Annotated in this window: 10 protein-coding genes and 2 tRNA genes; 11 read left to right on the top strand and 1 reads right to left on the bottom strand. The window is 68.7% G+C overall.

From position 1 onward, the window contains the following. From I9P22_RS22515 to I9P22_RS22475, 9 genes are all read left to right on the top strand, one after another. Positions 1-544: PRC-barrel domain-containing protein (locus tag I9P22_RS22515; RefSeq protein ID WP_199262297.1), on the top strand; the 544-nt coding region annotated here is incomplete at its 5' end. A 152-nt stretch (positions 545-696) separates the two neighbouring features. Then, positions 697-773 (top strand) — tRNA-Asp (locus I9P22_RS22510). 26 nt (positions 774-799) lie between these two features. Next, a tRNA-Asp gene (locus I9P22_RS22505) sits at positions 800-876 on the top strand. Between the two features lie 167 nt (positions 877-1043). After that, entirely contained in the window at positions 1044-1505 is a 462-nt protein-coding gene (locus tag I9P22_RS22500; RefSeq protein ID WP_199262295.1) for an SspB family protein, read from the top strand. An 85-nt stretch (positions 1506-1590) separates the two neighbouring features. Next, positions 1591-2145 (top strand): class I SAM-dependent methyltransferase, encoded by a 555-nt coding sequence (locus I9P22_RS22495; protein WP_199262293.1) that lies wholly within the window; start codon positions 1591-1593, stop codon positions 2143-2145. Positions 2146-2230: 85 nt separating this feature from the next. Continuing rightward, on the top strand, positions 2231-3628 hold the full coding sequence (gene fumC / locus I9P22_RS22490; protein ID WP_199262291.1) for a class II fumarate hydratase: 1398 nt from the start codon (positions 2231-2233) through the stop codon (positions 3626-3628). Between the two features lie 2 nt (positions 3629-3630). Then, complete coding sequence (locus tag I9P22_RS22485; RefSeq protein ID WP_199262289.1) at positions 3631-3840, top strand: DUF4169 family protein; 210 nt, start codon at positions 3631-3633, stop codon at positions 3838-3840. Next, on the top strand, positions 3827-4087 hold the full coding sequence (locus tag I9P22_RS22480; RefSeq protein ID WP_233253543.1) for a ribbon-helix-helix domain-containing protein: 261 nt from the start codon (positions 3827-3829) through the stop codon (positions 4085-4087). The genes I9P22_RS22485 and I9P22_RS22480 overlap by 14 nt, the downstream gene beginning before the upstream one ends. Before the next feature lie 64 nt (positions 4088-4151). After that, on the top strand, positions 4152-4892 hold the full coding sequence (locus I9P22_RS22475; protein WP_199262288.1) for a YebC/PmpR family DNA-binding transcriptional regulator: 741 nt from the start codon (positions 4152-4154) through the stop codon (positions 4890-4892). Positions 4893-4931: 39 nt separating this feature from the next. Here I9P22_RS22475 and I9P22_RS22470 read toward each other — a convergent pair whose 3' ends face one another. Further along, positions 4932-5801, bottom strand: coding sequence for a LysR family transcriptional regulator ArgP (locus tag I9P22_RS22470; RefSeq protein WP_199262287.1), 870 nt, complete (start codon positions 5799-5801; stop codon positions 4932-4934). Between the two features lie 82 nt (positions 5802-5883). On the opposite strand from I9P22_RS22470, the gene I9P22_RS22465 reads away from it, so the two are divergent. Together I9P22_RS22465 and I9P22_RS22460 are read left to right on the top strand one after the other, a co-directional pair. After that, the gene (locus I9P22_RS22465) at positions 5884-6480 is read left to right on the top strand and encodes a LysE/ArgO family amino acid transporter (protein ID WP_199262286.1); all 597 of its coding nucleotides are present in this window, start codon (positions 5884-5886) and stop codon (positions 6478-6480) included. Positions 6481-6518: 38 nt separating this feature from the next. After that, a complete protein-coding gene (locus I9P22_RS22460; RefSeq protein ID WP_233253542.1) occupies positions 6519-7430 on the top strand; it encodes a DMT family transporter in 912 nt (303 codons plus the stop codon). The last annotated feature ends 84 nt before the right edge of the window (positions 7431-7514 follow it).

Raw genomic sequence — 7514 nt, 5'->3', positions numbered from 1 at the left:
CGCTGCGGCCGAAGCCGCGGGGGACGCCGCCGACGCCGCGGCCGGCATGGGCGAGCAGGCCGCAGATGCCGCGTCCGAGGCTGCGGGTGATGCCGCCTCCGATGCCGCAGCCGCGGCCGAGGATGCCGCGGCTGCCGCCGAGGACGCGGCGGCCGAAGCCCCGGTCACGCCGCCCGACGTAAAGGCCCCGGCGATCTCGGAGGCCGATCCCGGCGTGCTGTCGAGCTGGGTCACCAGCCGGCGCATCTGGACCACCAACCAGCCCTCCTCGACCGACTGGGTGGACCCGCAGGTCGAGGAACGCCCCGCCGAATGGCAGGACATCGCCAAGGTGAACGACATCGTGCTGGATGATTCGGGCCAGGTCGTGGGCTATATCGCCGATATCGGCGGCTTCCTGGGCATCGGCGCCAAGAAGGTGCTGCTGGGCAAGGATGCCATCCACCTGATCACCGTGGGCAACGACACCTTCTTCGCCACCAACTACACCAAGGCCGAGCTGGAGGCCCTGCCCGATTTCGACGAGAAGACCGTGCGGAAATAGGGCCTGCCTGTCCTGTTTTCCCGGTCCCGGGGGCGCCTTTCGGGGCGCCCCTTCATTTTTGCGCAAGATCGGCCAAGATCGGCCTTGACGCCACCGGCCCCCGTGCGTAAACCCCCTCGCACCCCGGACGGCGATCCGGGGAAGTGGTCTGCGCGGTTGTAGCTCAGTTGGTTAGAGTACCGGCCTGTCACGCCGGGGGTCGCGGGTTCGAGCCCCGTCAACCGCGCCACCACCACCTTATCGCCGAAAAGATGCGCGGTTGTAGCTCAGTTGGTTAGAGTACCGGCCTGTCACGCCGGGGGTCGCGGGTTCGAGCCCCGTCAACCGCGCCATCTTTCCCCATGACCCATACGGCTTTGCGGCCGCGCTTCCGGCGCGGCCTTTCGGGTATTCGGGCGAGCGAAGAAGCCGGCCGGCGGTCCTGCCCGGCAGCGGCGCTAGGGGCTTTTCAAGCCGCCTCAATTCCCTATGCTGGCCCCCGATCACGACGGAGGACGCCATGGCACGCGGAATAGATTACGGCGGAATGATGCACCGGGCCATGCAGCGGCTGATCGCCGAGGTGCTGCAATCCGTGGCCCGCGAAGGGCTGCCGGGCGAGCATCATTTCTTCATCACCTTCGACACCCGCGATTCGGATGTCGAGATGGCCGACTGGCTGCGCGAGCGCTATCCCGAGGAGATGACCATCGTCATCCAGCACTGGTTCGAGAACCTCGAGGTCACGCCCGAGGGCTTCCGGATCACGCTGAATTTCGGCAACTCGCCCGAGCCGCTCTACATCCCCTTCGACGCCCTGCGCACCTTCGTGGACCCCTCGGTCGAGTTCGGCCTGCGCTTCGAGAATCACGAGGAGGACGAGGAGGACGAGGAGGAGGCCGAGCCCGCAGCCGAGACGCCCGAGGCCGAGGGGCCCAAGAGCGGCGCCGAGGTGGTCAGCCTCGACAAGTGGCGGAAATAGCCCGCCTGCCTTGGCCGGCCCGTCACGGTGCTGTCACCGGCGGGCCATAGAGGCGAGAACCGGCATCCCTGCAGGAGAAACCCGTTTGTCCGACCTGTCGCTTTTCCTGGGCCAGTTTCTGCGCCGCCCCTCCGAGATCCGCGCCATCGCCCCGACCGGGCGCGCCGCCGCCGCCGAGATGGCGCGGCTGGTCACGCCGCAGATGGAGGCGGTGGCCGAGATCGGCGCCGGCACCGGCACCATCACCCGCGCCATCTTGGCCACCGGCCTGCCGCCGGAAAGGCTGGAGCTTTACGAGCTGAACGCCGCCTTCTGCACCCGGCTGGCCGAGCGCTTCCCCGGCACCCGCGTCCACAACCTGCCGGCGCAGGAGATGGTCAATGTCGGGCGCAAGGGGCTGGATGCGGTGATCTCGGGCGTGCCGACCCTGCCGATGCCGGACGAGCTGCAGGCCGCCATCGTCGGCGCGGCGCTGTCGATGATGAAGCCGGGCGCACCCTTCGTGCAGATCACCTATGGCCCGCTGCCGCCGCTGTCCGAGGCGGTACGGGCGCGCTTCGGCCTGAGCCATCGCAAGAGCCGCCGCATCTGGGCCAACCTGCCGCCGGCGCGGGCCTATGTCTTCCGCCAGTCGGCGTGAGCGCTAACTGCATGCTTTCGCATACCAATTGCGAATCCGGCCTGCCGGCGCTACAAGGCCGGCAAAACCGCAAGGGATATCCGACATGACCAAGACCACCCGCACCGAGACCGACAGCTTCGGCCCGCTGGAGGTGCCAGCCGACAAGTATTGGGGGGCGCAGACCCAGCGCTCGATCCAGAACTTCCCCATCGGCTGGGAGAAGCAGCCGGTGGCGATCATCCGCGCGCTGGGCGTCATCAAGCAGGCCGCGGCCGAGGTGAACATGGCCAGCGGCAAGCTGGACCCGGCCATCGGCAAGGCGATGGTGCAGGCGGCCTCGGAAGTCGTCGCGGGCCGGTTCGACGACAACTTCCCGCTGGTGGTCTGGCAGACCGGCTCGGGCACGCAGTCGAACATGAACGCCAACGAGGTCATCAGCAACCGCGCCATCGAGATCCTGGGCGGCGAGATGGGCTCGAAGAAGCCGGTGCATCCGAACGACCATGTGAACATGGGGCAAAGCTCGAACGACACCTTCCCGACCGCCATGCATGTCGCCATCGCCATGCAGGCGCGCGACGTGCTGCTGCCGGGGCTGGAAAAGCTGCACAAGGCGCTGGTCGCGAAGTCCGAGGAATTCAAGGACATCATCAAGATCGGCCGTACCCATACCCAGGACGCGACGCCGCTGACCCTGGGCCAGGAATTCGGCGGCTATGCCCACCAGGTCGCCAAGGGCATCGAGCGGGTGAAGCTGGCGCTCGGCGACATCTACGAGCTGGCGCAGGGCGGCACCGCGGTCGGCACCGGGCTGAACACCAGGAAGGGCTGGGACACGGCCATCGCCGCCAAGATCGCCGAGATCACCGACCTGCCCTTCGTCACCGCACCGAACAAGTTCGAGGCGCTGGCCGCGCATGACGCGATGGTGTTCTTCTCGGGCGCGCTGAAGACCGTCGCGGCGTCGCTGTTCAAGATCGCCAACGACATGCGGCTGCTGGGTTCCGGTCCGCGCTCGGGGCTGGGCGAGCTGATCCTGCCGGAGAACGAGCCGGGCAGCTCGATCATGCCGGGCAAGGTCAACCCGACCCAGGCCGAGGCGCTGACCATGGTCTGCGCCCATGTCATGGGCAACGACGCCGCCATCGGCTTTGCCGGCAGCCAGGGCCATTTCGAGCTGAACGTCTACAACCCGATGATGTCCTATAACGTGCTGCAATCCATGCAGCTTCTGGGCGATGCGGCGGGCTCGTTCACCGACAACATGGTGGTGGGGACGCAGGCGAACATCCCGCGCATCGAGAAGCTGATGAAGGAATCGCTGATGCTGGTGACCGCCCTGGCGCCGACCATCGGCTATGACAACGCCACCAAGGTGGCCAAGACCGCGCACAAGAACGGCACCACGCTGCGCGAGGAGGCGATCGCGCTGGGCTTCGTCGATGGCGAGACCTTCGACCGCATCGTCCGCCCCGAGCAGATGATCGGTCCGGAAGACTGACCTTGGCCGGGTCCGGTTCAGGCAAGGTCGTGAACCTGCGGGCGGCGCGCAAGAGTGCCGCCCGCGATGCCGCCCGCAGGCAGGGCGACGAGAATGCGGCGAGGTTCGGCCGCACCAGGGACCAGAAGCGCGCCGAGAAGGATGCCGCCGCGCGTGCCGCCCGGCATCTGGACCAGCACCGCCGCGAGGATTCCGGCGATGGCGGGGAGTGAACCGCCATCCCTGTCGCTGCCGCCGATGTCGGCGCCGGTCAAGCGCTCGGTCACCATCGGCGGGCATCGCACCTCGGTCAGCCTGGAGGATGCGTTCTGGCGCGAGCTGCGCGAACTGGCCCGCGCCGGCGGGCGCACCACGGCGACGCTGATCGCCCAGATCGACGCCGCCCGCCCGCCCGAGGTGGGGCTGGCCACGGCGCTGCGGCTTTACGTGCTGGCCGAGATCGCGCGGAATCGGGCGTAACGCTTGCGGCCCGGGCCCGGGCTGACTAAAAACCGCTGCACATATCCAGAATCCGGGAAATACCATGGCAGGCCATAGCAAATGGGCCAATATCCAGCATCGCAAGGGCAAGCAGGACAAGCTGCGCTCGAAGCTGTTTTCGAAACTGGCCAAAGAAATCACCGTCGCCGCCAAGATGGGCGACCCTGACCCTGACAAGAACCCGCGCCTGCGCCTTGCGGTGAAGGAAGCCAAGTCGAACTCGATGCCGAAGGACGTGATCGACCGCGCCATCAAGAAATCGCAGGGCGGCGATGCCGAGAACTACGACGAGATCCGCTATGAGGGCTACGGCCCGAACGGCATCGCCATCATCGTCGAGGCGATGACCGACAACCGCAACCGCACCGCCTCGAACGTGCGCAGCTATTTCACCAAATATGGCGGCGACCTGGGGCAGACCGGCTCGGTCAGCTTCATGTTCGACCGCAAGGGCGAGATCCTCTACAAGCCCGAGGCCGGCGATGCCGACACGGTGATGCTGGCCGCGATCGAGGCCGGGGCCGAGGATGTCGAGAGCGACGAGGACGGGCACTGGATCTATACCTCGGACACCGACCTGGCCGAGGTCTCGAACGCGCTGGAGGCCAGCTTGGGCGAATCCGAACATGCCAAGCTGATCTGGAAGCCGCAGGCCCCGACCGAGATCGACCTGGAAACCGCCCAGAAGCTGATGAAGCTGCTGGACGCGCTGGAAGAGGATGACGACGTGCAGAACGTCACCGGGAATTTCGACATTCCCGAGGATGTGGCGGCGCAGCTTTGAGCTTCCGCCTCCGGCGGGGGTATTGGGGAAACGGAAAAATCAGGGTCGCAGCTCGGCTGCGGCCCTTTTCCTTATGGCCGCGGTCAGGGGGGCGAGGGCGGGCGCCATGGCGCGCTGCACGTGCCAATGCAGCGTCACGTCCAGGGGCATTCCGGGGACCAGCGGCCGCAGCCGGCCGTCGCGCAGCGCCGGGGCGGCCATGCTTTCCGGGATCATGCCCCAGCCGAGGCCGAGCTCCACCGCCCGCGCGAAGGGTTCCGAGGCCGGGATCCGGTGGCCGGGCAGATGCAGGCGCTTGCCGGTGGCGCGTTCGGCCCAGCGGGATTGCAGCGCGTCCTTGGCGTTGAAGATGATCGCCGGGGCGGCGCGCAGCGCGGCCTCGGTCACGCCGTCCGGGAAGTGCCGGGCGAGGAATTCCGGCGTGGCCAGCGCCTGGTAGCGCATGGCGCCCAGGGGCAGCGCGTCGCAGCCCGGCACCGGGTCGGGGTCCGAGCTGATCGCGGCCGAGACCTGGCCCTGCCGCAGCCAGTCGCGGGCGTGGTCCTGGTCGTCCAGCACCAGGTCGTAGAGCACCGGCAGCGCCGCCATCACCGGCGGGAACCAGGTCGCCAGGCTGTCGGCATTCACCGCCAGCCGCAGCACCGCCGGGCCGGCGGAGGGCTGCAGCCCGGCCGCGAGCGTGCTTTCCAGCAGCCGCACCTGGTCGAGGTGCTGCATCAGCCGCAGCCCGGTCTCGGTGCCGGTGGCGGGCGGGCCGCGATGGATCAGCACCTGGCCCAGCCGCTCCTCGAGCCCCTTGATGCGCTGCGAGACCGCCGAGGGGGTGACGCCGAGCGCCGCGGCTGCCGCCTCGAAGCTGCCGCGGCGGATGATCTCGGACAGGGCGCTGAGCGCGGCATAGTCGAGCATGAAGACAGCCTTAATCTGGATAATGATTTTGAATTTGCCTGAAGGTGCCCGTGTCGACAAGACGGGGCGAAAGGAGAGCCGCATGCATGCCTATCTTGCCGGTCTGGGGACCGCCCTGTCGCTGATCGTCGCCATCGGGGCGCAGAACGCCTTCGTGCTGAAGCAGGGGTTGATGCGCCGTCATGTGCTGGCGACCTGCGCCTTTTGCGCGCTGTCGGATGCGGTGCTGATCACCGCGGGGGTGCTGGGCGCCGGGGCGCTCGCCGCCCGCGCGCCCTGGTTCCTGGAGGCGATGCGCTGGGGCGGGGCGGCGTTCCTGCTGGCCTATGGCGCGCGGGCCTTTCGTGCCGCATGGCGCGGGGGCGAGAGCCTGCGGGCGGGGCAGGGGGCGACCGGCCTCGCTGCCACGCTGGGGGTGCTGGCGGCGCTGACCTGGCTCAACCCGCATGTCTGGCTGGATACGGTGGTGCTGATCGGCTCGATCTCGGCCCGCTGGGAGGACAAGCCGGGCTTCGTCGCCGGGGCGGTCTCGGGCTCGGTGATCTTCTTCTTCGCGCTGGGATACGGGGCGCGCTGGCTTTCGCCGCTGTTCGCGCGGCCGAGGGCCTGGCGGGTGCTGGATCTGCTGGTCGGGCTGGTGATGTGGAGCATCGCCCTTGGGCTGGTGCTGAACGGCTGACCCTTGCGCCCGGCCGGCCGAAAGGGCATGGCGGCTGCATGAAGCAGGGCCCGGCCACCGCACGCAGCGACCTGAACGGCATCTTCTGGATGCTGACGGCCGGGCTGTGCTTCGTCGGCGTCAACGGCACGGTGCGCTGGCTGGGCCAGGCGCTGCCGGCGGCCGAGGGGGCGTTCATCCGTTTCGCCTTCGGCCTGCTGCTGCTGGTCCCGGCCCTGGGGCCGGCGCTGCGGCGCGGCTTCACCCCGCGCATCTGGGCGCTGTTCGCGCTGCGCGGCGGGCTGCATGTGCTGGCGGTGATCCTGTGGTTCTACGCCATGGCGCGCATCACCGTGGCCGAAGTGACCGCCATCGGCTTTCTCAACCCCATCGTGGTGACGGTCGGCGCGGCGCTGCTGATGGGCGAGCGGGTGTCCTGGCGGCGGGCGCTGGCCATCGCCGTGGCGCTGGCGGGGGCGATGATCGTGCTGCGGCCCGGCATCCGGGCGCTGGAGCCCGGCCACCTGGCGCAGCTCGGCGCCTCGGTCACCTTCGGCCTGTCCTACCTGGTTGCCAAGCGGCTGTCCGAACATGTGCCGGCCACGGTGGTGGTGGCGATGATGTCGCTGATCGTCTGCATCGGGCTGGCGCCGGTCGCGGCTCTGCATTGGGTGGCGCCCAGCCTGCTGCAATGCGCGGTGCTGGCCGGCACGGCGCTGTTCGCCACCGCCGGGCATTACGCCATGACCCGCGCCTTCGTCTCGGCGCCGCTGACGGTGACGCAGCCGGTGACGCTGCTGCAGTTGGTCTGGGCCAGCCTGCTGGGCGCGCTGGTCTTTGCCGAGCCGGTCGACCTGTGGGTGCTGGTCGGCGGCGCCATCATGATCGGCGCGATCAGCTATATCACCTGGCGCGAGGCGCGGCTGCGGCGGGGCCTGGTGACCCCGCCGCCCGGCGCGACCCGCGACTAGAGCCTGTTGCACTCAATCGGCCTCATACCCGGCGGTTTTGAAGTAGTTGTAGCACTCCTCGTCGGAGAACAGATCGCAGACCTG

This window comes from Paracoccus binzhouensis (assembly GCF_016446475.1).
Taxonomy (GTDB): domain Bacteria; phylum Pseudomonadota; class Alphaproteobacteria; order Rhodobacterales; family Rhodobacteraceae; genus Paracoccus; species Paracoccus binzhouensis.
The sequence above is the reverse complement of the archived record's forward strand: the minus strand, read 5'-3'. Positions and strand labels throughout refer to the sequence as shown.